This is a genomic window from Mycobacterium sp. DBP42 (assembly GCF_005924235.1).
Classification (GTDB): Bacteria; Actinomycetota; Actinomycetes; order Mycobacteriales; family Mycobacteriaceae; genus Mycobacterium; species Mycobacterium syngnathidarum.
This window is the reverse complement of sequence record NZ_VCMY01000061.1, coordinates 1-25,250: the sequence shown is the minus strand read 5'-3', so window position 1 is coordinate 25,250 and position 25,250 is coordinate 1. Positions and strand designations below refer to the sequence as shown.

The 25,250-nt window shown below is 66.3% G+C and carries 25 protein-coding genes; 11 read left to right on the top strand and 14 right to left on the bottom strand.

Going from position 1 to position 25,250, the window contains the following annotated elements; all coding sequences use genetic code 11:
- Positions 1-318: 318 nt before the first annotated feature.
- Positions 319-1,710 carry a cystathionine beta-synthase gene (locus E0T84_RS29835; protein WP_070186259.1) on the bottom strand — a complete coding sequence of 464 codons (1,392 nt, stop codon included), beginning with the start codon at positions 1,708-1,710 and terminating at the stop codon, positions 319-321.
- A 29-nt stretch (positions 1,711-1,739) separates the two neighbouring features.
- The gene (locus E0T84_RS29830; protein WP_138746277.1) at positions 1,740-2,777 is read right to left on the bottom strand and encodes an alpha/beta hydrolase; all 1,038 of its coding nucleotides are present in this window, start codon (positions 2,775-2,777) and stop codon (positions 1,740-1,742) included.
- A 219-nt stretch (positions 2,778-2,996) separates the two neighbouring features.
- Between E0T84_RS29830 and E0T84_RS29825 the strand changes: the two genes are divergently transcribed.
- Together E0T84_RS29825 and E0T84_RS29820 are read left to right on the top strand one after the other, a co-directional pair.
- Positions 2,997-3,944, top strand: coding sequence for an SGNH/GDSL hydrolase family protein (locus tag E0T84_RS29825; RefSeq protein ID WP_138746278.1), 948 nt, complete (start codon positions 2,997-2,999; stop codon positions 3,942-3,944).
- Positions 3,945-3,986: 42 nt separating this feature from the next.
- Positions 3,987-5,204 (top strand): acetyl-CoA C-acetyltransferase, encoded by a 1,218-nt coding sequence (locus E0T84_RS29820; RefSeq protein WP_070944635.1) that lies wholly within the window; start codon positions 3,987-3,989, stop codon positions 5,202-5,204.
- Between the two features lie 232 nt (positions 5,205-5,436).
- On the opposite strand, the gene E0T84_RS29815 is transcribed toward E0T84_RS29820, so the two are convergent.
- Positions 5,437-6,285, bottom strand: coding sequence for a Bax inhibitor-1/YccA family protein (locus E0T84_RS29815; protein WP_070186256.1), 849 nt, complete (start codon positions 6,283-6,285; stop codon positions 5,437-5,439).
- Between the two features lie 173 nt (positions 6,286-6,458).
- Here E0T84_RS29815 and E0T84_RS29810 point away from each other — a divergent pair, with 173 nt between their 5' ends.
- The 3 genes from E0T84_RS29810 to E0T84_RS29800 are packed head-to-tail and all read left to right on the top strand — an operon-like array spanning position 6,459 to position 9,985.
- Complete coding sequence (locus E0T84_RS29810; RefSeq protein ID WP_138746276.1) at positions 6,459-7,505, top strand: enoyl-CoA hydratase/isomerase family protein; 1,047 nt, start codon at positions 6,459-6,461, stop codon at positions 7,503-7,505.
- Complete coding sequence (locus tag E0T84_RS29805) at positions 7,502-8,278, top strand: enoyl-CoA hydratase (RefSeq protein ID WP_138746275.1); 777 nt, start codon at positions 7,502-7,504, stop codon at positions 8,276-8,278. The genes E0T84_RS29810 and E0T84_RS29805 overlap by 4 nt, the downstream gene beginning before the upstream one ends.
- A gap of 9 nt (positions 8,279-8,287) precedes the next feature.
- On the top strand, positions 8,288-9,985 hold the full coding sequence (locus E0T84_RS29800) for an alpha/beta-hydrolase family protein (RefSeq protein WP_138746274.1): 1,698 nt from the start codon (positions 8,288-8,290) through the stop codon (positions 9,983-9,985).
- 4 nt (positions 9,986-9,989) lie between these two features.
- Here E0T84_RS29800 and E0T84_RS29795 read toward each other — a convergent pair whose 3' ends face one another.
- The 6 genes from E0T84_RS29795 to E0T84_RS29770 all read right to left on the bottom strand — a co-directional run bounded on the left by E0T84_RS29795 (position 9,990) and on the right by E0T84_RS29770 (position 14,195).
- On the bottom strand, positions 9,990-10,358 hold the full coding sequence (locus E0T84_RS29795) for a rhodanese-like domain-containing protein (RefSeq protein WP_070186252.1): 369 nt from the start codon (positions 10,356-10,358) through the stop codon (positions 9,990-9,992).
- 2 nt (positions 10,359-10,360) lie between these two features.
- Entirely contained in the window at positions 10,361-10,885 is a 525-nt protein-coding gene (locus tag E0T84_RS29790) for a cysteine dioxygenase family protein (protein ID WP_138746273.1), read from the bottom strand.
- A gap of 276 nt (positions 10,886-11,161) precedes the next feature.
- Entirely contained in the window at positions 11,162-11,920 is a 759-nt protein-coding gene (locus E0T84_RS29785; RefSeq protein ID WP_138746272.1) for a nuclear transport factor 2 family protein, read from the bottom strand.
- Between the two features lie 29 nt (positions 11,921-11,949).
- Positions 11,950-12,504 carry a DUF4334 domain-containing protein gene (locus tag E0T84_RS29780; RefSeq protein ID WP_138746271.1) on the bottom strand — a complete coding sequence of 185 codons (555 nt, stop codon included), beginning with the start codon at positions 12,502-12,504 and terminating at the stop codon, positions 11,950-11,952.
- Positions 12,505-12,515: 11 nt separating this feature from the next.
- Positions 12,516-13,517: an oxygenase MpaB family protein gene (locus E0T84_RS29775; protein WP_070186248.1), complete on the bottom strand. Its 1,002-nt coding sequence runs from the start codon at positions 13,515-13,517 to the stop codon at positions 12,516-12,518.
- A gap of 33 nt (positions 13,518-13,550) precedes the next feature.
- Complete coding sequence (locus tag E0T84_RS29770; protein ID WP_171055227.1) at positions 13,551-14,195, bottom strand: TetR/AcrR family transcriptional regulator; 645 nt, start codon at positions 14,193-14,195, stop codon at positions 13,551-13,553.
- Positions 14,196-14,435: 240 nt separating this feature from the next.
- On the opposite strand from E0T84_RS29770, the gene E0T84_RS29765 reads away from it, so the two are divergent.
- Both E0T84_RS29765 and lpqV read left to right on the top strand, forming a co-directional pair.
- Positions 14,436-14,660 (top strand): DUF2188 domain-containing protein, encoded by a 225-nt coding sequence (locus E0T84_RS29765; RefSeq protein WP_070186246.1) that lies wholly within the window; start codon positions 14,436-14,438, stop codon positions 14,658-14,660.
- A gap of 49 nt (positions 14,661-14,709) precedes the next feature.
- Positions 14,710-15,168 carry a lipoprotein LpqV gene (gene lpqV, locus E0T84_RS29760; RefSeq protein WP_138746269.1) on the top strand — a complete coding sequence of 153 codons (459 nt, stop codon included), beginning with the start codon at positions 14,710-14,712 and terminating at the stop codon, positions 15,166-15,168.
- On the opposite strand, the gene E0T84_RS29755 is transcribed toward lpqV, so the two are convergent.
- A complete protein-coding gene (locus tag E0T84_RS29755) occupies positions 15,165-16,874 on the bottom strand; it encodes a SulP family inorganic anion transporter (RefSeq protein WP_138746268.1) in 1,710 nt (569 codons plus the stop codon). The genes lpqV and E0T84_RS29755 overlap by 4 nt on opposite strands.
- A 54-nt stretch (positions 16,875-16,928) precedes the next feature.
- On the opposite strand from E0T84_RS29755, the gene E0T84_RS29750 reads away from it, so the two are divergent.
- A complete protein-coding gene (locus tag E0T84_RS29750; protein ID WP_138746267.1) occupies positions 16,929-17,201 on the top strand; it encodes a hypothetical protein in 273 nt (90 codons plus the stop codon).
- Here E0T84_RS29750 and E0T84_RS29745 read toward each other — a convergent pair.
- Complete coding sequence (locus tag E0T84_RS29745; protein ID WP_249383782.1) at positions 17,192-18,463, bottom strand: Glu/Leu/Phe/Val dehydrogenase; 1,272 nt, start codon at positions 18,461-18,463, stop codon at positions 17,192-17,194. The two genes, E0T84_RS29750 and E0T84_RS29745, sit on opposite strands and share 10 nt — an antisense overlap.
- Before the next feature lie 266 nt (positions 18,464-18,729).
- Here E0T84_RS29745 and E0T84_RS29740 point away from each other — a divergent pair, with 266 nt between their 5' ends.
- Entirely contained in the window at positions 18,730-19,767 is a 1,038-nt protein-coding gene (locus tag E0T84_RS29740; protein ID WP_070186242.1) for a patatin-like phospholipase family protein, read from the top strand.
- 3 nt (positions 19,768-19,770) lie between these two features.
- On the opposite strand, the gene E0T84_RS29735 is transcribed toward E0T84_RS29740, so the two are convergent.
- A complete protein-coding gene (locus E0T84_RS29735) occupies positions 19,771-20,628 on the bottom strand; it encodes a patatin-like phospholipase family protein (protein WP_070186241.1) in 858 nt (285 codons plus the stop codon).
- 19 nt (positions 20,629-20,647) lie between these two features.
- Positions 20,648-21,502: a class II glutamine amidotransferase gene (locus E0T84_RS29730; RefSeq protein ID WP_138746265.1), complete on the bottom strand. Its 855-nt coding sequence runs from the start codon at positions 21,500-21,502 to the stop codon at positions 20,648-20,650.
- A 77-nt stretch (positions 21,503-21,579) separates the two neighbouring features.
- Between E0T84_RS29730 and E0T84_RS29725 the strand changes: the two genes are divergently transcribed.
- The gene (locus E0T84_RS29725) at positions 21,580-22,623 is read left to right on the top strand and encodes a zinc-binding dehydrogenase (RefSeq protein ID WP_371726385.1); all 1,044 of its coding nucleotides are present in this window, start codon (positions 21,580-21,582) and stop codon (positions 22,621-22,623) included.
- Between the two features lie 60 nt (positions 22,624-22,683).
- Here E0T84_RS29725 and E0T84_RS29720 read toward each other — a convergent pair whose 3' ends face one another.
- Complete coding sequence (locus E0T84_RS29720) at positions 22,684-23,727, bottom strand: dihydrodipicolinate reductase (RefSeq protein WP_070186238.1); 1,044 nt, start codon at positions 23,725-23,727, stop codon at positions 22,684-22,686.
- A gap of 130 nt (positions 23,728-23,857) precedes the next feature.
- On the opposite strand from E0T84_RS29720, the gene E0T84_RS29715 reads away from it, so the two are divergent.
- Positions 23,858-25,048 (top strand): lipid-transfer protein, encoded by a 1,191-nt coding sequence (locus E0T84_RS29715; RefSeq protein WP_070186272.1) that lies wholly within the window; start codon positions 23,858-23,860, stop codon positions 25,046-25,048.
- The last annotated feature ends 202 nt before the right edge of the window (positions 25,049-25,250 follow it).

Below are 25,250 nucleotides of genomic sequence, written 5' to 3'. Positions count from 1 at the left end.
GGTAGCCACCCTCTGGCGGCGGCGGGTAATTCCCGGGGGGCGGTTGATCAGTCACGTCGAAAGCTCTCCTCATCTGCCGATAGCGCTCCGCGAACGCTACTTTCTGCCAGCACCTAGATGTACAGACTGCTCCACAGGCAGATTACGCACCGTCAACCCGGTTTGACAGGCCAACACGAGCGCATTCGCTGTGGACAGAAGGACGTTCGTCGCCGTGGCTTTGGTGGTGACGGAGTTTGCCAGTCCTAGGCCAGCCCACCCTAGCCGAGAAGTTGCCAGAGGCAAGGTATTCCACGCGTGACGATGCCCCCGACGTGTCTAGTGCCTGCCGCCGTCGGACAGGAAACCCAGCAGGTCGTGACGAGTGAGCACACCGACGGGCTTGCCCTCCTCGACGACCATGACCGCGTCGCACTCGCGCAACGACTTGGCTGCCGTGGAGACCAACTCACCCGCGCCGATCAGCGGTAACGGCGGGCTCATGTGCTCGGCGACGGCGTCGGCCAGCTTTGCCCGGCCCTCGAAAACCGCGGACAGCAATTCTCGCTCGGACACGCTGCCTGCGACCTCGCCCGCCATCACGGGAGGCTCGGCGCCGACCACCGGCATCTGGGAGACACCGTATTCGCGGAGGATGCCGATCGCGTCGCGCACTGTCTCCGACGGGTGGGTGTGCACCAGGTCGGGCAACGCGCCGGACTTGCCGCGCATCACGTCGCCGACTGTCGACTGCTCGATCGACCCGTCGAGCCGGTTGCGCAGGAACCCGTAGGAGGACATCCACGCGTCGTTGAAAATCTTTGAGAGATAACCGCGTCCGCCGTCGGGCAACAACACCACGACGACCGAGTCCGGTCCGGCCTGGCGGGCCACCTCCAGCGCGGCCACCACCGCCATGCCGCAGGATCCGCCGACCAGCAGCGCTTCCTCTCGAGCCAACCGGCGGGTCATGTCGAAGGAATCGGCGTCGGAGACAGCGATGATCTCGTCGGGCACCGCGGGGTCGTAGGCAGAGGGCCAGAAGTCCTCGCCGACGCCTTCCACCAGGTAGGGGCGGCCGGTCCCGCCGGAGTACACCGAGCCTTCCGGATCGGCGCCGACAATCTTCACCTTCCCGTCCGACACCTCTTTGAGGTAACGACCGGTCCCGGTGATCGTGCCGCCGGTGCCCACGCCGGCGACGAAGTGCGTCACCGTGCCGTCGGTGTCGGCCCAGATCTCCGGACCCGTCGTCTCGTAGTGGCTCTCCGGCCCCATCGGGTTCGAGTACTGGTCCGGCTTCCAGGCGCCCTCGATCTCCTCGACGAGGCGGTTGGAGACGCTGTAGTAGCTGTCCGGGTGGTCCGGCGGTACCGCCGTCGGACACACCACGACCTCGGCGCCGTAGGCGCGCAACACATTCTGCTTGTCCTCGCTGACCTTGTCCGGGCAGACGAAGATGCACTTGTAGCCGCGGGTCTGGGCCACCAGGGCCAGGCCGACACCGGTGTTGCCCGACGTCGGTTCGACGATGGTGCCGCCGGGCTTGAGCTCACCGCTGGCCTCGGCGGCATCGATCATCTTGGCCGCGATGCGGTCCTTGGAGCTGCCACCGGGGTTCAGGTACTCGATCTTGGCCAGGACCTTGCCCGAGCCTTCGGGGACAACCGAGTTCAGCTGAACCAGCGGGGTGTTGCCGATGAGCTCACTGATGTGCCTGGCGATGCGCATACGTCAATGGTCTCAGGCCCGCTAAATGCTCACCAGGTGGCCTCTCGAATGTATTCGCCGATCTGACGCAAGGAGCGCTTCGCTTCCGACACCAGAGGTGACGCGAGCTGGAAGACATGCATCTGACCGGGCCAGATCCGCAGCTCGACGGGAACACCCGCGGCGGCCAGCATGTGCGCGGCTTTCCGCGCATCGCTGAGCAGGACCTCCGAGCCGGATGCGTGAATCAGCGTGCGCGGCAGACCGGACTCGACGTGATCGAGTGGCTCGTAGACATCCTCACCCTTGCGTTTTGCCGCGGCCTCGATGAGCTCGACGAGGGCATCGAAGGCCTTTGCCGGGAACATCGCATCGGTATGCATGTTCGGGTGGTTGGCCCGCGACTCGTTGTCGATCTCGAACAGCGGCGACATCGTCACCAGGGCCGCGGGCATCTCGCCTTCGTCGACCAGACGCTCGGCCAGCGCCAGAGACAGGTATCCGCCCGCCGAGTCGCCGGCCAACACGATCTGGTCCGGCTGGTAGCCGGTCAGCCGCAGCCAGCGGTAGGCGTCGTAACAGTCGTCCATCGCGGTGCCCACCGAGTGCTTGGGGACCATTCGGTAGTCGACCACCAGCACCGGGCTGTCGGCATATCCCGACAGTGCAGTGACGATCCCGGAGTGCGTGTTGGCACCGCAGGCCAAGAATGCTCCGCCGTGCAGGTAGAGGATGACGCTGCGTTTCCCGTCGGCCGGCAGCACGCCGTCGGCCCGAACAAGCTGTGCCGTGCAGTTCGGGAGCGCGATGGTGGCCTTGATGGTTCCGGGCACCGGCCGGATCAGCCGGGCGGCGAAATTGACGAACCCGAATGGCCACGGCAGATGCGGCGCATGGCTACCAATTGCCAAGGTCGGCTTGATTGTCAGCGTTGCCGCCAGCGAAGCCAATCGCCCTGCCAGGCTCGGCCCGTCCTCGACCACCTCGACGGGGGCGCCGTCACTGACCGGAAACCTGCGCCCGCGGTGGGCCCTAGCTGGGCTTATGCCAGCATGATGCGACCTGGATACCTTGCTCGGTGCAGTCATCGTCACCACTTCCTACGTCTTTGTAGTGCTAGGTGCGCTTCGTCACTCAGACAACCCGGGTAACTTAGCTTGACATCCGTAAACAGTTCAACAGTCAAATAAACTGAATTGATACCGGACTTGATACAGCACTGTGATCGCCACGCTGCGCCGCCACGCGGACAACCTGTCTCATCCGCCTAAACTGATCACGTGGGTTCAAGCCGAAGCGCTCCTCACGTGCGCGTCCCGCGCCGGTCGACCATCGCCCTCGCCGCTGCGGCGACGCTGGCGTCTACCGGATCGGCTTACATCGGAGCCCGCAACCTCTTGAGCGGGCAGGCCGACAAGGCCCGTCAGGTCATTCCCAAATCCTGGGACATTCCGCCTCGCGCCGACGGCGTGTATCACCCCGGCGGCGGGCCCGTCGAAAAGTGGGAACGCGGCGTCCCGTTCGACGTGCATCTGATGATCTTCGGCGACTCCACGGCCACCGGTTACGGCTGCCATGCGGCCGACGAAGTTCCCGGGGTGCTGATCGCGCGCGGTGTGGCCGAACAGTTCGGCCAACGAGTTCGCTTGAGCACCAAGGCGATCGTCGGCGCTACCTCCAAGGGTCTGTCAGGCCAGATCGACGCGATGTTCGTCGCGGGTCCACCGCCCGATGCCGCCGTGATCATGATCGGGGCCAACGACATCACCAAACCCAACGGCATCGGCCCGTCGGCCCGCCGCGTCGGTGACGCAGTCCGGCGACTGCGCTCGGCGGGAGCCGTCGTCGTGGTCGGCACCTGCCCCGACTTCGGGGTGATCAGCGCGATCCCCCAGCCCCTGCGCGCGGTGGCCCGCAACCGCGGCCTACGGCTGGCCCGCGCCCAGGCCGCTGCGGTCCGGTCCGCCGGTGGTGTTCCCGTCCCGTTCTCCGACCTGCTCGCCCCCGACTTCTACAAGTCCCCTGACCTGCTGTTCTCTGAGGACATGTTCCATCCTTCGGCGGCCGGATACGCCCTGGCGGCCAAACAGTTGCTGCCCGCACTGTGCAGCGCCCTCGGCGAGTGGGACGGCGATGCGGCCCTGGAATCCGGAGCCGCCGATACCGGGACATTGCTGGACCGTCTGGGCGGGGTCAGCAGGCTGTGGCGCCGCTCGACCGGGGTACCCGCACCCGTCGTGGTGCACGCGGGCTAGTTTCAACTGAGTTTTCAAGCCATTCGATTAGCAGGAGCCGTCATGCCTGAAGCCGTCATCGTTGCCACCGCCCGTTCCCCCATCGGTCGGGCCGGCAAGGGATCACTCGTCACCATGCGGCCCGATGATCTCGCCGCCCAGATGGTGAAGGCCGTCCTGGACAAGGTTCCCGCGCTGGACCCGCGCGAAATCGACGACCTGATCATGGGCTGTGGTCAGCCGGGCGGTATGTCCGGTTTCAACATCGGCCGCACGGTCGCGGTCCAGTTGGGCTACGACTTCCTGCCCGGCACCACGGTCAATCGCTACTGCTCGTCCTCACTGCAGAGCACCCGCATGGCATTCCACGCCATCAAGGCCGGAGAAGGCCACGCCTTCATCTCCGCCGGTGTGGAGACCGTGTCGAACTTTGGCAGCGGCAGCGCCGACGGCTGGCCCGACACCAAGAACCCCCTCTATGCCGACGCCATGGCCCGCAGCGAGCAGGCCGCCGCCGGCGCCGAGGAATGGCACGACCCGCGCGAGGACGGCCTGCTGCCCGACGTCTACCTCGCCATGGGCCAGACCGCCGAGAACGTCGCACTGCACACCGGCGTCAGCCGTGAGGACCAGGACCACTGGGCGGTTCGCTCGCAGAACCGTGCTGAGGAGGCCATCAACTCCGGCTTCTTCGCCCGCGAGATCACCCCGGTCACGCTGGCCGACGGCACCGTCGTGTCCACCGATGACGGCCCCCGTGCCGGCACCACCTACGAGAAGATCAGCCAGCTCAAGCCGGTGTTCCGCCCCAACGGCACCGTGACCGCCGGCAACGCCTGCCCGCTGAACGACGGCGCCGCCGCACTCGTGGTGATGAGCGACGTGCGGGCCAAGGAGCTGGGCCTGACCCCGCTGGCCCGCGTGGTGTCCACCGGTGTGTCCGGCCTGTCGCCGGAGATCATGGGCCTTGGCCCGATCGAGGCCGTCAAGAAGGCTCTGGCCAACGCCGGCATGAGCATCGGCGACATCGACCTCTACGAGATCAACGAGGCGTTCGCGGTGCAGGTGCTCGGTTCGGCCCGTGCCCTCGGCATGGACGAGGACAAGTTGAACGTGTCCGGCGGCGCGATCGCGCTGGGCCACCCGTTCGGCATGACCGGTGCCCGCATCACCGCCACGCTGCTGAACAACCTGCAGACCCAGGACAAGACCTTCGGCATCGAGACCATGTGTGTCGGTGGCGGCCAGGGTATGGCGATGGTTGTGGAGCGGCTCTCCTAGTTCGGGTTTCCGCTTTGGTTCTGCGTGGAGGGCGCAAAAGTACGAGTAACTTGCGCCCTCACCGCAGAACCAACGGCGTAGCCACCTGTTCCCACACCGTCCCCCACACCAGACACTCACCTGACTCTGCGCCCACGGCACAAAAGCACGAGTAACCAACACCCCCACCGGCAGCGTCAACGCAAAAGAAAAAGGCGCCCGCAATCGCGGACGCCTTTCTCGGGCAGGGTCGCTAATCGTTGTTGAAGTACGACAGCAACCGGAGGATCTCGATGTACAGCCAGACCAGGGTGACGGTCAGGCCCAGGGCGATGCCCCACGCGGCCTTCTCCGGAGCGCCGGCGCGGATCATCTGGTCGGCAGCGTCGAAGTCGATCAGGAAGCTGAACGCGGCCAGGGCGATGACGAACAGCGAGAACGCGATCGACAGGCCGCCGCCGGAACGCAGGCCCAGGCCTTCACCGCCGCCCACGCCGAACATCGCGAGGACGAAGTTCACCAGAACCAGTGCAAGGACACCGAACATCGCGGCGACGATCATCCGGGTGAACTTGGGTGTCACTCGGATGGCGCCGGTCTTGTAGACCACGAGCATGCCGATGAACACACCGATCGAGGCCACCACGGCCTGGAAGATCATGCTCGGCCCGCCGCTGGACACCAGGTTCGCGAAGAGGTACGACGCGCCACCGAGGAACAGGCCCTCCAGCGCCGCGTAGGTCAGCACGATGGCGGGGTTGTCCTGCTTGCGCCCGAAGGTCGCGATCAGCACCATCACCAGACCGCCGAGGCCACCGATGAGGGTGAACGGCATCATCAGGGCTTCGTTGCCGGCCACCAGGAAGTAGGACACGACCGCGACGGCCGACACGACGGCCAGCGTCATACCGGTCTTGGTGACGACGTCATCGATGGTCAGGGGCCGGGAAACACCGGTCTGCGGCTGTTCCAGGTACTCCTGCGCGTAGGGCTGCGCATGCACCTGCTGTGCACCGAAGCCGCTGGCTCCGGTACCGAATTGTGCGTATCCGCCCTGCGTCTTGGGCAGGCTGCGGAATACCGGGTTGCTGGTTTCGCGCACCGTCGGGTCCTCTCCTATGAGATGTTCGGTAACGAACTACTAGCTCAACGATCAATGTTCCGGGTGGGTTCCCGTCAAGGCGAAAAGACTCTCAGGAAACTTCCAGGTTTGATCTTGAGGCAAACCCTACCCGTAGCGCATGGTCCCTGGGGGTCCGAACTAGATTGCAACTCGTGACAGAAAACGAGGACGTCCTAGTAAGTGTCCGCAACGGCGTCGGAATCCTCACGCTAAACCGGCCGAAGGCGATCAACTCGCTCAACGATGCGATGGTCGCGGGTATCTCCGAGGCGCTGCACGCCTGGGAGCACGATGCCTCCGTTCACACCGTGCTCCTGACCGGCTCTGGCGAACGCGGCCTGTGCGCAGGCGGCGACGTTGTGGCGCTCTATCACAGCGCCCGCGAGGGCGGTGACGCGGCGCGCAAGTTCTGGTACGACGAATACCTGCTCAACGCCTATATCGGCAGCTATCCCAAGCCGTATGTGGCGTTGATGGACGGCATCGTGATGGGCGGCGGCGTGGGCGTCGCCTCCCACGGCAGCGTCCGTATCGCCACCGACACCACGAAGATGGCGATGCCCGAGGTCGGCATCGGCTTCATCCCCGACGTCGGCGGCACCTACCTGTTGTCGCGGGCCCCGGGACGGCTGGGCTTGCACGCCGCGCTCACCGGTGCACCGTTCTCCGGGGCCGACGCGATCGCGATGGGCTTCGCCGATCACTTCGTGCCGCACGACAAGTTGGCCGAGCTCATCGAGTCCGTCGTCACCGACGGTGTCGAGAAGGCCCTGGCCACTTACGCCATCGATCCGCCCGCCAGCCCTCTGCTGGAACAGCGCGACTGGATCGATGGGTGCTATGCCGGTGACACCGTGGCCGACATCCTGGCGGCGCTGAAGGCCCACGGCACCGAGGCTGACGACGCCGCCGAACTCATCGGCACCCGCTCCCCCGTCGCCCTGTCCGTCACGCTGGAAGCGGTGCGCCGGGCGGCCACGCTGGAGACACTGGAAGACGTGCTGCGCCAGGAATACCGGACCTCGTGCGCGTCGGTGAAATCCCATGATTTCGTCGAGGGCATCCGGGCTCAGCTCGTCGACAAGGACCGCAACCCGCAGTGGTCCCCCGCCTCGATCGCAGCGGTCACCCCCGCCGATGTCGAGGCGTACTTCGTTCCGGCCGACCCTGACCTGACCTTCCAGGAGGACAACAAATGACTGATTTCGAGACCATCCTGGTGACCCGCACCGGCCGGGTCGCCACCATCACCCTCAACCGGCCCAAGGCGCTCAACGCGCTCAACAGCCAGGTGATGACCGAAGTGACCACCGCCGCAGCCGAACTCGACGCGGACTCCGGCGTCGGCGCGATCATCGTCACCGGTAGCGAGAAGGCGTTCGCCGCAGGCGCCGACATCAAGGAGATGGCCGAGCTGTCGTTCGCCGATGTGTACTCGGCGGACTTCTTCGAGCTGTGGTCGAAGTTCGCGGCCACCCGCACCCCCACCATCGCCGCGGTTGCCGGATATGCCCTCGGCGGCGGCTGCGAGCTGGCGATGATGTGCGACATCCTGATCGCTGCGGATTCGGCGAAGTTCGGTCAGCCTGAGATCAAGCTCGGCGTGCTGCCCGGCATGGGAGGTTCGCAGCGGCTGACACGGGCGATCGGCAAGGCCAAGGCGATGGACCTGATCCTGACCGGCCGCACCATCGACGCCGTGGAAGCCGAGCGCGCCGGCCTGGTTTCCCGCCTGGTGCCGGCGGATTCACTGATCGACGAGGCCCTCGCCGTGGCCGAGACCATCGCCGGAATGTCCCTGTCGGCCTCCCGAATGGCCAAGGAAGCGGTCAACCGCGCCTTCGAGTCCAGCCTCAGCGAGGGATTGCTCTACGAGCGCAGGCTGTTCCACTCGGCGTTCGCCACCGCCGACCAGAAGGAAGGCATGGCGGCGTTCTCCGAGAAGCGCGCCGCAAACTTCACCCATCGCTAAGGTCGACGGGTGACCGACACCGCCACAACCGACGAAGCCGCGCCGTCTCCGGTCCCGCCGGCGGACAGACCCGACTGGTGGGTCCGTCACTACACGTTCTTCGGCACGGCGGTGGGCCTGGTGTTCATCTGGTTCTCGCTGACCCCGTCGCTGCTGCCGCGCGGCCCGTTGTTTCAGGGCCTGGTCAGCGGCGGGGCCGGCGCGATCGGCTATGGGCTAGGCGTTTTCGGGGTGTGGCTGGTGCGCTACATGCGGTCGGCCGAGACCAGCCCGAAGGCGCCCAGGTGGGCCTGGGTGACGTTGGTCGTGGTCGGGATCATCGGCCAGATCCTGATGATCGTCTACTTCCATGTCTGGCAGGACGAGGTCCGCGATTTCATGGGCGTGCCGAGGCTGAAGTTCTGGGACCATCCGCTGACCGCGGCGCTCTCGATCGTGGTGCTGTTCGTGTTCGTCGAAATCGGCCAGTTGGTCGGCAGACTGGTGCGGTACCTGGTTCGCCAGCTCAACCGTTTTGCGCCACCGCGGGTTTCGGCGGTGGTCGTGGTGGTCCTGCTGTTGGCGTTGACCATCGCACTGCTCAACGGTGTGGTGGCGCGGTTCGCGATGGAGAAGATCAACAACACCTTCTCTTCGGTCAACGACGAGGACAGTCCGGACACCACTGCCCCGACATCGAGGCTGCGTTCCGGCGGGCCCGAGTCGCTGACCAGCTGGGAGTCCCTCGGCCATCAAGGCCGGGTTTTCGTGTCCAACGGACCTTCCGTGCAACAGCTTTCGCGGTTCAACGGCAAGCCTGCGGTCGAGCCGATCCGTGCCTACGCGGGCCTGCATTCCGCCGACGGCATCAAGGCCACTGCCGCCCTGGCGGCCAAGGAGCTGGAACGCACCGGCGGCTTGGACCGGGCCGTGGTCGCGGTGGCCACCACCACGGGAACCGGGTGGATCAACGAGGCCGAGGCCTCGGCCCTGGAGTACATGTACAACGGCAACACCGCGATCGTGAGCATGCAGTACTCGTTCCTGCCGAGCTGGCTGTCGTTCCTGGTGGACAAGGAGAACGCGCGGCAGGCCGGGCAGGCCTTGTTCGAGGCCGTCGACGAGCTGGTGAAGGCGATGCCCGAGGCCCGGCGCCCCAAGCTGGTGGTGTTCGGTGAAAGCCTCGGCTCGTTCGGCGGTGAGGCTCCGTTCCTCGCCCTCAACAACCTCGTCGCGCGTACCGATGGTGCCCTGTTCTCGGGGCCGACGTTCAACAACACGATCTGGACCGATCTGACCATCAACCGCGACAAGGGCTCGCCCATGTGGCTGCCGATCTACGACAAGGGCGAGAACGTCCGGTTCTCCGCCGAGGCCCGCAATTTGGGCCGGCCTGATGATCCGTGGGGCCACCCGCGCGCAGTGTATCTGCAGCACGCTTCCGACCCGATCGCCTGGTGGAACACGGATCTGCTGTTCGCCGAACCTGATTGGCTCAAAGAGCCGCGTGGGTACGACGTGTCCGGGCGCATGCAGTGGATTCCGATCGTGACGTTCCTGCAGGTGTCGGCGGATATGGCGGTGGCGGTCGACGTACCCGACGGGCACGGCCATGTCTACGTCAAAGATGTCGCCAATGCCTGGGCCGCGGTGTTGCAGCCGCCGGGCTGGACACCGGAGAAGACCGAGAAGCTGCGCCCGACGCTGCACAGCAACGAGAACGCCTGAGCCATCACACCAGCCCGGCGGCCGCCAACGCGTGATAGCCACCGACGACGTCGGTGGACCGGTGCAGACCGAGGTCGATCAGCGAGGCGGCAGCCAGGCTCGAGGTGTAGCCCTCCGAACACAGGATCACCCAGTGGACGTCGTCGCCTACGGCCTGCGGAATCCGCGCGTCGCTGGTCGGATCGCAGCGCCACTCCAGGACGTTGCGTTCGATGACCAGCGCACCGGGCACCGAGCCCTCGGCGGCACGTTGGGCAGCCGGCCGGATGTCGACCAGCACGGCGCCGGCATCCAATGCAGCGGGCAGGTCCGAGGCGGGTAGGCGGTGCAGCCGGGCGCGGGCCTGCTCCAGCACGGTGTCGATTCGGCTCATTGTCAACCCTCCGGCGCGTCGGTGAGTTCGGTTCGGTTGCGACGCAACGTGTTCTGTGGTGTCACCTCGTAGAAGGACATCGCGGTCAACGGCGGTGAGTAGGCGTGCACGCTCAGCGTCGGCTCGCTCACCGCGACTCGGCCGGGTGCATGGACCACGTCGTGGACCCACCCCAGGGGAAACGCCGCCTGATCACCGGCCGTGAGCCGCCGTTGCCGCAACAGTTCACCGTCCCAACGGGTTTCACGCAAAGTGCCGGATACCACGGTGAGGGCGCCCAGCGACCCACCGTGGTCGTGCAGTTCGGTCGATTTGTCGGGCACCCAACTGATCAGCCAGACCTCGACTTCGTCGTCACCGGACAACCTGGTGTACCACCGGTCGTCTTTCGGCAGCCCTCTCAGCAAGCGGTCGTAGCGGCCGGACAACACGTCGTCGGCGGCGCGGTCGGTGGTATGCAACAAGTCGGGTAGGCGCAGTCGCGTGGGCGCGGAGACGGCAGGCACAGGGGCCAGTGCGGACAGCATCGGACAAGCTCCAGAAATGACGGCGGATCAGGACAGGCGGGCGCGCTAGCGAACCCGACAACACTCCTGGAATCCGGTCCGTTCCGTCATAGCGGCCAGTGTTGCACAGTTCGGCGACTTGCGTTGACCACCCGCCTGAACGCTGCGCGGACGCCAGTCCGCGCAGCGCCCATCTGCCCTGACAGTGCCGTGTTTCGGGCGGTTCGCGGCACCCCCTACAGCCTTAAACGCAGGTTGCGCGAAAGCCGCCCGAAACCCATTGACGCGACCGGTCGGTTACCGGCGGCCCAGCAGTGTGGTGACGCCTCGTGTCAACCTCGAGGCCGTGGCGGGGACTTTGCTCAGCCCGAACAGGCCCCGAAGCAGCCTGCTGTCCCCACCGGGAAGGATGCCGCCCCGCTGCAGTCCGTCGACGATGTCGTAGAGCGTCTCGCCCTCCTCCATCAGTCCGTCTTTGTTGAAGTGGTAACGGTCCACTGCCGGGCACTGGATGAACTGACCCGTGCCGTACACGCGCGGCGCGGAATCGTCGAAGGGGTGCAGTCTGAGAGCCCCCGTCCAATGGCCGCTGCCGATGTAGCGGATCATCGTGCGCACTGTGCCGTCAGGCTTTACGTCGAGATAGACCTGATCGGGCAGCGGATCGTAACGCCAATCGGGAATCGCTTCGAAGAACGCGAAGTTGTAGGTGACGAACTCGTCGATACCACGGATGGTGTGCCCGAAGGTGCTGACATCGGTGTATTTGATGTCGGGGGCATAGAGTTCGTGGTTGAGGTCCATGTCCCGGACGAGGAAGCTCCACCAGTACTTCTTGGCCCACGTCATCACCCAGGACAGGTCGGTCTGGAAGTGCTTGCTGTAGTGGTCGAGCTTCGATTCGAAATCGACAAACCACTGTTTGGTCATCGCCTGCAGTTCGGGCTCTTTGAGCACCCGTATCGGCTCGGCTCTGTTCGATTTGAGGTAGGTGGGCACGTGCCCCTGAAGGCGAGGCTGGTCCAGCGCCTTCTGGAACAGTTCTTCGTCGAACAACGTGAGCTCCTTCGCTCTCGGTGGGTTGGTCAACGCGTGGAATCGCGTTGGAGCACAAAGAAACTTGGGCGCGACACGCCCCGGTAGTCCATCAATCCGAGCACGGTGTCGTCGTCGACTTTGCGGAACACGTCGACGATCGGACGGTCGAGGTACGTCATGGTCGCGGTAACGACGCCGCGATATTCCGCCATGTCGAGTCGAGCGCCGTGCTGCCGGGCGCGGACCAGCGGCCGCAACACCGTCATCAAACCGGGGGCCAGCCGTTTGACGACGGCCGGGGTGGAGATCGGATGGGTGATGAGCCGGTAGGGCACCACGCTGGGGTTGAGCGGATAGGGGTTGCCGGCACTGTCGCTGACCACCAGCGGATGTACCGCGCCCTGCTCGTCGAATCGCTTGCCGTACCACGAGACGTTGGCCAGGACGCCGTCCAGCGGGTGCCCGGTGTGGACTTCGCGGCCGGTCCACCACCCTCGCAGGACGGACGCCGGGCACGGCGGCAACTCGTCGAACGACGCGAGCGCGGACTCTGCCGACAGAATGAGCGGATCGCTGCCCTCGGGGATGGTCAGTACAGTCATGGATTCCTCTGTCAGGCAACAGGATCAGCGATTGTGACGGCGCGTTGCCGAGCCCGGGAGGCTGCTTTCTCCAGCACCGCCGCGTCGTGTGATCCGACGTACCAGGCCAGCGCGGCCCGCCGCACCCCGCGCATACGCAGGAGGGCGAACAGCGGCAACGAAGATACGTAGACGAGTTTGAGGACCGGATCGGCCCAGGATCCGATCCCGTGCAAGCGGCGTGACGGGGTGGGCAGCACCGCGTAGGCCGGCACTGCCGAGATCATCAGTGCGATGTCGGCAAGGGTGGACCTGATGTCGGTGGCGTTGTCCGGCCGCAGGAGCGCCGAACCTGTCCGCCGCTGGGCGCGGCGCCATCCCGGCAGGTAGGTCATCTTCGAGGAGAGTGACCGGTAGTAGCGATCGACTTCCGCGGAGCTGCGCGGGATGTCCTGTGACGGCACACCCATCAGCAGTGGCAGTTGCGCCATCTCACGGAAGTACTGGTCGCGCTCGTCGGCGGTCAGTCGGCCGGGCCGCCGACGATCGGTCAGAGCGTACTTTTCGTAGGCGATCAGGCCGGCGTGGGCAATTGTCACCGAAGCAAAGAGCATGGACTCGGCCGCGGTCGCAGAGTACGGAGCACCGTCGCCGGGCCGGTTACCCGCCATTGGGCGGTGATAGTTGAAGAGCTTTCTCGCAGCAAGAGTCGCTGTCTGCTTGTCGCCGAACAGGATCGGCAGGGGAACCACCACCGTGCGGCGCAGCCGGTCGTGGAAGTGGCCACTCTTGCTGTCGGGGGCGGTGCCCGCGCCGCGTTGCCGCTTCGAATTGGTCGGGAAGAGGGGGTCGTGGCCCATCAAGACGGCCTGGAAATCGCTGTGCGGCACTTCCAGGAGGTTGGTGATCTGGGCGATCATCAACGCCGTCGCCGGTGCACTGAGGACACGCCATGCCACGGATTGCGGACCAAAAAAGCCTTCCGGATCGACAGCAGCGCTATCACGCAACCCATCGCCCACATCAGCAGTCATGGGAAACGAGTGTTTCCTATGGCTTGACACCTGTCAAGACTGGTGCGGCGGCTCCGGCAACGAAAGCACCGCCCAGGTGGCCTCCGCGCAATAGGAGACCAGCTGTTCGCGGGTGAATTTGGCGGAGCCCGAGAGCCATTCCACGAATACCGCGGCCAGACCGCCCGACAGCAGAGCCGCTTGGAGGTGCGACTGCGAGGGGCCGGATTCGTTCTCGCCGGTGACTGCGATCTGCTGCACGGCACGCAGGAACATCGGCAGCGTGACCGCAGCACGCGTGCGCAGCACGTCATTGGTCAGTGCTTCCCCGAAGATGAGGTGACCGGCGCGACGATGATCGCCCAGATATGTTGTCGCGCTGTCGAACACACCGTACAGCCGAGCGCGGGCGTTGCCGGTACGGCCGGCTTGGTCGGCGCCGTCGCCGTCGGAGACGACTGCGCGCAGTAGGTCGGACACCGCACGTTCGTACGTGGCGAGCAGGAGGGCGTCAGTGTCGGCGAAGCTCTCGTAGAAATGCCGTGGACTCACATTGGCCGCACGGCAGACGGCGCGAACCACCAGGCCCTTGGAGCCGTGATCTCCCACGATCTCCAGGCACGCGGTGATCAACCGTTCGCGGCGGTCGTCGGCCCGCTCGTCGGGAGACGTTCCGCGCCAAAGGTGCTCGCTGTTCATCCTGGTCCGGCGGTCAATCGTCTGCGAAGGCCGACCGGCACGACACCATCGCGACATGCTGGAGGCGAACGTCTGCGCACAAGGACATCCTTCCAGCCAACCACGGTGCGGACGGCCGATCAGAGGCCCCTGTTCACGCGGCATCGACCGGCGGCATCAACCGGCGGCTCACAGATTGAAGAACCGGGTCAGCGGGGTATGCCAACTCCACCACTGATCGGACAATTTTAGGAGGCGACCATGGCAAAGGGTGATATCAGCACCTACATCGAGGACGGCGTGTGGAAGTCGAAGGTGGAAGGCAGCAGCCGCGCCGCCCACGCTGGTGGGACGAAGGCTCAGCAGCAGGCCGTTGGCCGCGACATGGCAAAGGCCCGTCACGTCGAGCACACCATCCGCAATGTCGACGGCACGATATCGGAGAAGAACTCCTATGGCCATGACCCGCATCCGCCGAAAGGGTAAAGACGGACAAGCGTGCTGGCGAGCGGGCGGGGTTGCATAGATTGGCTGCATGCGCAGTTACACGTGGACCACACGCCTGACCGCCGGAGCCCTCACCGCCGCCGGATTGAGCCTGCTGATCGGGTGCTCGACAGACGCCGGCAAGGGCCAGTCCAACGCATCCACGTCGCCGTCCCCGCAGGCGACCACGACCACCGAGGCGCCGACCCCGACGGCCGCACCCGGCGAGGTGGCGACATCGCCCGGCGGGGTCACCACCGCCGTGGGTGCCGATGCGCAGTCCACCGAAGAGGAGTATTTCCAGGCCTGTCATGCCGCAAAGCTGTGGATGCAGGCCAAGGGCGGGGATCTGAAAGCACAGGTCGAGCCGTACCTGGCGAGCGTGCAGGCACCTGACGCGGCACCCGGGCCGGGCACCTACAACGTGCCGTGGGCTCAGCTTGAGCCGGGACGTCAGGCTGCCGTCATCGTCGCGGCGCGGGCGGCCGCCGACGAGCTCTGCAGCTAGTTCGAATCACGCTGCGGCGAGTCCCCCGCCTCCCCGCCCTGGGCGGTCACCCAGGCGCGGGCGCGCTCGACGGCGACGTCGAGCGCGCCGAAGACCCGGTCGGAGGCGGGCACGACGCCGTCGTCGCCCAGTAGGTCGTCGAGGCCACCGCGCCGCAGCACGTCAGCGGTGCCGGGGTTGACTCCCGCGATCATCAGCCTGCCGTGGTTGGCCGCCAGTTGGCCTGCCCAACGGCGCAGCGCCTTGATCGTCACCGATGAGGGAACGTCGGGCAGTGACCGCAGGCTGAGCACCACAACGGCGTTGGTGGTGTCGTCGGCCCGCGGCCAGGTCTCGTCGATGCGCGCCACCTCGGCGAACAGGCCCACCCCGGCGTAGTGCAGCACCGTGACATCGTTGCTGGCGCACCGTTCCGGGACGGGAGCCTGCTGCCAGCCTCCGTCCGCTGTGGGGATCAGTGCCATCAGCTGCGCGGCCTCGGCGGCCTTCGCGCAGTACAGCACCAGCGAGGTGATCACGCCGATGACGATCGCGGTGTGCAGCGGCAGCTGGGTGGTGGCGGCGAACGTGATGAGCATCGCCACCGCCGACAATGGCGCGACCCGCAGCACCAGCTTGATGTCGGGCAGCCGGCCGACCACCAGCTCAGCCCCGATCACCAGGATCAGGCCGCCGATCACGGGCATCGGAATGATCTCTGCGACCGAGCCTGCGATCAACACGAGACCGGCCAGCCAGATACCGGCAAAGATGCCGGCCCACCTGGTCTGAGCGCCGGCCGAGGTGGCAACCCCGGTGCGGGACAGTGAGCCGCCGGCCGGCAACGCACCGAACATGCCACCTGCCACATTTGCCGCGCCCTGGGCCAGGAAATCTCCGTTCATATTGGTGCGGCTGCCGTCCGGGTTCGGCACGGCCGCAGAGATGCCCGCGGCTTGAGCCAGCGCGACGAGCGCCACCGCCACGCCGCCGACGATCAGTTCGGGCATCGCGGCGAAGTTCGGAACCGTAACCGGGGGAAGCGCATTCGCAATCGCCGCGATGTCACCGACGGTTTCGACGTCGATGCTGGCGACGGCCACCACCGCGGTCACCACGACGAGAGCCAGCAACGTCGCGAACGATTCGAGTGGCTTGATGAAGTGGAACACCGCCCACACCGCGACAGTGCCCAGCGCCACGGCCACGGCGGGCAGGTGCCACAGACCCATGTGCGCCAGCGAGTCGATGAATTTGCCAATGGTGTTGCCGCTCTGCGGTTTGTACCCGGTGGCGTCACCCAGGACACCGGCCACGATCTGCAGGGCGATACCGGTGGAAAAGCCGGTCATCACCGCGTTGGAGACGAAGTTCATGATCGAGCCGAAACGCAGCAGGCCGAATAGCAGCATCACCGCGCCGACCACAATGGCCAGGGCCGCAACATTGGCCGGGTCCGCCGGATCGAGCCCGGCCTCCTTGAGCACGCTGCGCGACGTCAGGGCGATGGCACTGGTCAACGTTGTCACCATGAGCACAGTGCGGGCGAACAGCGACCCGATGATGCCCGGCACGATGCCGGCATAGATACCGGTGACCGGGTTGAAGCCACCGATACTGGCGTAGGCCATGCCCTCGGGTATCGAAAACAGACCCGTGACCAGTCCGGAAATGACGTCACGAGGCTTGGGACGGCCCAATTTCCGAGCGAATGCTGGCGTACCCACGGAATCAACCCTCGCACGAATGCGTCCGCCGTGGGCGATACTGCGGATGTGCGCGTGCCAGGAATTCTTCCGTATCAGCGACCGTGGCTACGCGCCGATGTCGTCGCCGGCCTGGCCGCCGGTGCGGTGATCATCCCGTCGCCCGCAGTGTGCGCCGCCCCGACGAACCCCAGATCGATGCCGACTGCGAGTGTCGGCCAACGGCGTTGCCGCACTGTCGAGTTCGTTCTTCCAGTGCGCTGCACCGGCCTGCGCGACGGGCTGCACCGGATGGCGAAACGCTGGCCGTGGTGGCAGGAAGTGGAGAGCCAGGGGCGCTACGGGTAAAGCCCGCGCAGCCGGCCGGCCTGCGCGACCCGTTCGACGGCCAGGCAGGTCGCGGCCGCGCGAAGCGGTCGCCGCAGTTTCTCGGCGTGGGCGCAAACCTGTTCCCAGGCAGTCAGCATGCGTTCGGCCAGCCGCGCCTCGACTTGGTCGACACCCCACCAATACGACTGATTCGCTTGTACCCACTCGAAGTACGAGACGATGACGCCGCCGGCATTGGCCAGGATGTCGGGGACCACCAGCGTTCCAGCGTCGTTGAGTAGCCGATCCGCCTCAGGGGTGGTGGGCCCGTTGGCCCCCTCGACGACAACGGTGGCCTTGATCTGCGCTGCGTTACCTGCGTGGACCACACCTTCGACGGCCGCGGGGACCAGCAGATCGACTTCTGTCGAGAGCAAGTCTTCGTTGCCGATCGGGTCGGCATCTGCGAAGCCGACCACCGAGCCGGTGGCGTCGACATGACCGGCCAAGGACGTGATGTCGAGGCCGGAGTCAGCGCTGACGGCGCCGTACTCATCAGATACCGCCACGACGCGCACACCGGCAGCCTCGAGAAAGAGGGCCGCGTGCCGGCCGACCTTTCCGAAGCCCTGGACCGCGGCGGTGGCCCCCTCGGGTTTGACGCCACGAGACCGCAGGGCAGCCAGGGCGATGTGGACGACCCCGCGCGATGTCGACGTCGCCCGGCCCAAAGAACCGCCGAGGCTCACCGGCTTACCGGTGGCGACCCCGAGAACGGTGTGCCCCTTCTGAACGGAATAGGTGTCCATCATCCAGGCCATGGTTTGCTCGTCGGTCCCGACATCGGGTGCGGGGATGTCATGGTCCGGCCCGATCAGCGGACTGATCTCGCTGGTGTAGCGCCGGGTGATGCGTTCGAGTTCGGCGCAGCTGTACTGACGCGGATCAATGCGGATCCCGCCTTTCGCGCCGCCGTAGGGCACATCGAGCAGTGCGCATTTCCACGTCATCCACATTGCCAGGGCGCGAACCTCGTCGAGTGTGACGTCAAGGGAATAGCGCAAACCGCCCTTCGCCGGGCCACGAGAGACGTTGTGTTGTACCCGATGTCCGATGAGCAGTTCCAACTCACCGGAATCCCGATGCAGCGGAACGGCCACGGTGAGCTCGCGGCGGGGGCTGGCCAGCAGCTCGTACATTCCGTCGTCGTAACCCAGGATCGTGACGGCATCGCGGAGTTGGGCACGTGCGTCGTCGAACGGGTGGGCGAAATCGGCCGCAGTGTGTTCGAGCGTGGTCAAAATTCTCCTTCTGTTGGTTGACCAGATGCCGCTGATCTGCGCATCCCCAGAACATCGACGGGGCATCCGGGTCAGCTCGCGATATGACTGCCCGGCCGGCCGACGGAACGGGCCAGGCCGAAATGTCCTTGTACCGATGCTAATTGGCATCACCGCCGCCCGGCGGATGCAGAGCGGGTCTCAAACCATGTTCTAAGACTTGCCGTCGGGCCCAGGCCCGGGTACGAGGTGGCGACCATCTCCCCCACGTGCTTCACAATGGACGTATGCGTGTTGCTCTGGCCCTCGGCAGTGGTGGGGCTCGCGGCTACGCGCACATCGGGGTGATCAACGAGCTGCAGGATCGCGGTTACGAGGTCGTCGGGGTTTCCGGGTCATCGATGGGGGCGCTGGTCGGCGGGTTGCACGCAGCCGGTGCGCTCGATGAGTTCGCTGACTGGGCGCGGACTTTGACCCAGCGGGCCGTGCTGCGGCTGTTGGATCCGTCGATCACCGCGGCCGGGATCCTGCGCGCCGAGAAAATTCTCGATGCGGTCCGCGACATCATCGGCGAGGCCACCATCGAAGAACTGCCGATCCCTTACACCGCGGTTGCGACGGATCTGATCACCGGCAAATCGGTGTGGTTGCAGCATGGCGCGCTGGACTCGGCGATCCGGGCGTCGATCGCCATTCCCGGCGTGATCGCCCCGCATGTGCTCAATGGCCGGCTACTCGGTGACGGCGGCATCCTCGACCCGCTGCCCATGGCGCCGATCGCTGCGGTCAACGCCGACCTCACCATCGCGGTCAGCCTGGCCGGCGGTGACCCGGGCACCGCGGCCGCACCCGAGGATCCCGAGCGGCGGCCGACCACCGAGTGGCTCAACCGGATGATGCGGAGTACATCGGCTGTGCTGGACACGGCGTCGGTGCGGTCCGTGCTGGATCGTCCGACTGCTCGCGCGGTGTTGAGCCGGTTCGGGGCCTCACTGCCGCCCGAGGACAGTTCCGGATCCGACGAGGCCGGGCACGACGATCAGGCCGACGTGCCGGACGACGCCGTAGGCGTCCCCGATCCAGCGGTGCCCGAGGTGCCTGACGTGCCGGAACCGGCCGACGTGCCGAAGCTGGGCAGCTTCGAGGTGATGAACCGCACCATCGACATCGCGCAGGCCGCGCTGGCCCGGCACACGCTCGCGGCGTACCCGCCGGACCTGCTCATCGAGGTGCCGCGCACGGTGTGCCGGAGCCTGGAATTCCACCGGGCCGCCGAGGTCATCGACATCGGCCGAGAGCTGACTGCCCGCGCGCTCGACGGCTGATTGTCAGCCCGCCAGGAACGCGGCGACCTCGGCCGCCACCCTGCGGCCTTGCGCGCGTCCGGCCTGGGCCGAAGGCACCCGGCACGCCGGGTCGAGCGGATTCTTGCCGAACGCGGCAAGGGCGTCATCGTCGGCGAAGATCCCCAAGGAGCGTCCGTCGAAGCCGTCGACCTCCTCGGCAGCGCCGGTGCCGAACGGGGACGGTGTCGAGCGGCCCTGCGGCACCAGGGCGACCGCGGTGTCACAGTCGGCCGCCAGCGCCATGTTGACCGCGCTGCCGATGCCGCCGTCCATGAAGCGTCGGCCGCCGATCGTCACGACCGGCCACACGGCGGGGACCGCACAGCTGGCGGCAACCGCGTCGACCAGCGACACCCCGGAGTCTCGGTCCAGCGTCACCAGTTCGCCGGTGTCGATGTCGATCGCCGAGATCCGCAGCACCCGGTCGGGCCAGTCGTGCGACGGCAGGCGCTGTTCGATCACCTTGCGCCGCACCGCCGGGTCGATGGTGGCGGTGCTCGCTGCCACCGCGCCGATGCCTTGCAGCTTCTGCGCTTTGGTGGTGTTGGGCGTCAGCATGGCCTTGACGAACAGGTCGGTGACGCTGTCGATGCTGACGTCGGGGTCGAGTTCGGCCGATACGGCACCGACCTGGCGCTCGAACAGTTCCTCCAGCCGCAGGCCGCTGCTGAGCTGCGCGGACACCGTCGAACCCGCCGACGTGCCCACCAGCACGTCGGAGTCCAGCAGCGCGCCGGCAGTTTCAGGAGATTCGTCGGCGATGCCCTGCAGGATGCCGGTTTCCCAGGCGATGCCTGCGATACCTCCACCGGCGAGCACCAGTGCACGTTTGGAAGTCACGAACGTCGAGTGTGCCAGGCTACCCGTGCTGCGACGCCGCAGCCTTGGCGCTCAGATCCTCGCGGCGCAGCAGGTGGCGCGGCGGCTCCGGAAATGCCCGCTGAGGGTTGATCTCCAGGTTCGCATCGACATGTACCAACTCACCGGGGGCGATGGGCCGCCAGTCCTCACCGTCCATCGGCTCGCTGGCGAACACCACCGACGGCTGCGTGGTCAGCTGTTCCGACTCGGCGCGGATCCGCGCGCTGCGCAGGCGCAGGCGCCGCTGTGACGAATGTCTGCGGTCGAGCACGTACAGGTCGTGAGTGTCGGGGTAGCGCAGCACCCACATGTCGGTGGCGGTGCTGAGCAGGAGGTTGACCGCGTAGATCCCTACGTTGTCGGCCAGCCAGCCGACGGCGTCCACGATGCCCGCACCGATGTCGCCGTCGCGCGCCCGCACGGCCGCGGTGATGAGCGCGAACACGCGCTCGGAGTCGGTCTGGCCTTGGACGAGCTCTGCCACCCCAAGCTCACGGATTCGGTCGTCGAGCACGTCCAGACCTTCGACGACGCCGTTGTGCGCAAAGATCCGGCCGTCCTGGACGAACGGATGGGTGTTCACCGGATCCAGCGCGCCCGTCGAGGCGTAACGAACGTGGGCGATGAATGTCGTGGCAGTGACATCGTGTGCCTCCGTGGCGAATTCGGAATCCTGCCACGCCGCTACCGGCTCCTTGTGCACCACGGCCAGACCGTCGGGCCCGAATACCCCCAGCCCGGTGCCATCTGGGTTGCGCCGGCTCTGCTCAGCGAGGTTGTCCGGAGCATCGAGCAGCCAGAAGGTCGCCGGCACCAGTCGGCGGCCGGCGTGCAGACCGAACAATCGGCACATCGCCTCAACACACCCGATGAAGTGCCATGATTTCCGATAGTAGCCGGGTAGACGAAGGGGATGCCATGACCGCCGATCTGGGGCCCACCATGCGGGCGGAACGCTTCTATGCCGACACCAAACGCGTTGCGGTGGAAGATGTTCCGATACCCGAGCCCGGCCCTGGCGAGGTGCTGGTCAAGGTGGCGTTCTGCGGCATCTGCCATTCCGACCTGAGCCTGATCAACGGCACCTTCCCCGCGCAGGCCCCGGTGGTCACGCAAGGTCACGAGGCCTCGGGCACCATCGCCAAGCTGGGCCCGGGTGTCACCGGCTGGGCCGAGGGCGACCGCGTCATCGTCGCAGCCGGCCGGCCGTGTCTGCAATGCCCCAACTGCCGGCGCGGCGACATCGCCAACTGCATGCGAATCCAGTTGATGGCCTTCGCCTATGACGGGGCGTGGGCCGAATACACGCTGGCTCAGGCGGTCGGACTCACCCGGGTGCCCGACAACGTGCCGCTGGAGCAGGCCGCGATCCTGGCCGATGCGGTCTCGACGCCGTACGGCGCCGTGGTGCGCACCGGCAAGGTCGGCATCGGGGAGTCGGTCGGAGTGTGGGGGCTGGGCGGGGTCGGCACGCACATCGCACAGCTGGCCCGGCTGGTAGGTGCCGTGCCGGTGGTGGCCGTCGACATCAAACCCGAGGTGCTCGAACGTGCCCTGTCACTCGGCGCCGATTATGCGTTCGACGCCGCTGACGAGCAGCTCGGCGAGAAGATCGCCGAGGTCACCGGGGGCCGGGGACTGGACGTGGCGTTCGACGCGGTGGGGCTGAAGTCGACGTTCGAGCAGGCGTTGGGCCAGTTGACCGTCGGAGGCCGCTTGGTCGCAGTCGGAATGAGCGCCCAGGAACCGACCATCGGCCCGACGTCGATGTTCGGCCTGACCCAGAAGCAGGTGCTCGGCCACCTGGGTTACCAGAACGTCGACATCTCGACATTGGCCACGCTGGTGTCGCTGGGCCGGCTGGACCTGTCCCGCTCGATCAGCGAGATCGTGTCACTGGAAGACATCGCCCTGGGCATCGACAAGCTGGAGCGCCAGGAAGGCAATCCGATCCGGATCCTGGTGCGCCCCTGAGGTGTTGTGCGCCGAACCTGAGGTTGTGTGCGAGTTTCCGCGAAAATCTCGAACACAACCTCAGCTTCGGCGGGCTTTGCCTGTGATGAGAGGCAGGTCCGGGTACGTGACGACGCCGGGCTCGGCGGCACACACCGCGGGCACCGAGTTGACGCAGTGCGCCGCGGTGGCGACGACGCCGGACTCCGGGCCTTCTTCGCCGGCCTCGGACTGGAAGCCCTTGATGATGACCGTGAAGTCCGGGTTGCCGCGGACCTCCATCTCGTAACGCTGCCCATCTGATCCGAAAGTCCATGCGGGATCGAGGTTTTCCTCGCCCATGAGCCAATTCACCGTGACCCGCACGACGGGTTCCCCGTCGACGAGGGCCTCCCAGTGGAACTTGCGCGCAGCGACCTGTCCGGGCTCGATGACGCCGATCGGCGAGTCGATGGGCGCGGTGGCGACCGCGATCTCCTGGCTGGCCCGGATGCGTGGGTCGATCTGGAAGCCCACCTGATCGACCACCATCTTGACGGCCTGGATGAAACCGCCGTCGAGCATCTTCTGCATCGGGCCGCTCAACGCGGTGTCAGGGGTCCCGCCGAACCCCATCACGTGGCGCACCACATCGGGCGCATCGTAGGTACGTAGGTCCGAAAACTCCTCGGCACGAACGAACTTCACACCAGTTGCCATCGCGGAAAACACCAGCGGGAACTTCTCGCTGATCCCGCCGGGCGCGATGCCGGTGCCGTGCAACGTGGCATTGCCCTGAAGCGCGGCGGCCCGCATCGGCGCGGCCTGCTTCTCACTGGGGTACAGCCAGCCGACGGGAGTGACCACGTTCTTGCCCGAACGCAGGAGCGCCGCCACCTCGTCAGGGTCGGGGATCAGCGGCGAGTAGATCACCGCGTCGGCATCCAGCGCCAGGATCTCCTCGGCACTGCTGGTCGCCGTGATGCCGAGTGGTTCGGTGCCGATGATCTCGCCGACATCCTTGCCGTTCTTGGCGTCCGAATGCACCCAGCAGCCGACGAGTTCCAATTCGGGATGCTCCAGCACACCGTTGATCGCGGCCACGCCGACCCCACCGGTTGCCCACTGCACGACCTTGAGCGTCAAGACCCCTCCTCGGCAGAACTAGAACACGTTCTACTGGTCTACACCACCGTCGTCGTCAGCGGAAGGGCGGTGACACCGACTCCAGTTGAAGAGGGTTGCCCCGATTTCGCAATGAAGTATGTTCCGTTGCATGGCTAACAAAGTGTTCGTCGTCGGCGTGGGGATGACGAAATTCGAAAAACCAGGACGTCGCGAGGGTTGGGACTACCCGGACATGGCGCGCGAGTCCGGCACCAAGGCCCTCGAGGACGCGGGCATCTCGTATGACCAGGTGCAGCAGGGTTACGTCGGGTACTGCTCGGGTGATTCCACCTCAGGTCAGCGCGCACTCTACGAACTGGGCATGACGGGAATCCCGGTCGTCAACGTCAACAACAACTGTTCGACGGGGTCGACCGCGCTTTACCTTGCCGCACAGGCGATTCGCGGCGGCCTGGCCGATTGCACGATGGCCCTGGGCTTCGAGAAGATGCAGCCGGGCTCGCTGGGCGGCGGCGCGCAGGACCGCGAGTCCCCGCTGGGCCGCCACGTCAAGGCCCTGGCCGAAATCGACGAGTTCGCCTTCCCCGTCGCACCGTGGATGTTCGGCGCGGCCGGCCGCGAGCACATGAAGAAGTACGGCACCACCGCCGAGCACTTCGCGAAGATCGGCTACAAGAACCACAAGCATTCGGTGAACAACCCGTATGCGCAGTTCCAGGACGAGTACACCCTCGACGACATCTTGGCCGCCAAGATGATCTCCGATCCGCTGACCAAGCTGCAGTGCTCCCCCACCTCCGACGGGTCGGGTGCGGCGATCGTGGCCAGTGAGGCGTTCGTCGACAAGCACGGCCTGGCCGGCCAAGCGGTCGAGATCGTCGGGCAGTCGATGACCACCGACTTCACCTCGACCTTCGACGGCAGCGCCGCCAACATCATCGGCTATGACATGAATGTGCAAGCGGCCCAGCAGGTCTACGCGCAGTCCGGCCTCGGCCCCGAGGACTTCCAGGTCATCGAGCTGCATGACTGCTTCTCCGCCAACGAACTGCTGCTGTACGAAGCCCTGGGCCTGTGCGCCGAGGGTGAGGCGCCGCGGTTGATCGACAACGACGACACCACCTACGGCGGTCGCTGGGTGGTCAACCCGTCTGGCGGGCTGATTTCCAAGGGCCACCCCTTGGGCGCGACGGGCCTGGCCCAGTGTTCCGAGCTGACCTGGCAGTTGCGCGGCACCGCCGACAAGCGTCAGGTCGACGGGGTCAGCGCAGCCCTGCAGCACAACATCGGCCTCGGCGGCGCGGCCGTCGTGACGGCCTACCAGCGCGCCGAGCGGTAACCCTTCCCGCGAATGGGTGCGCGCCTAGCTCCTGCCACCCGTCGTCCACCACCCGTTGCCACACTGGAGTGGCTGTCGACGTCGATAGCTGCTCTGGTGTGACACAGCGGAGACGGCCCAGCACGTTGCGTCACGCCAGCGTGGCGCTCGGGCTCGACGGCCACTCTGGCGTGACAGTGGCGGGGCGGGGCGACAGTGGCGG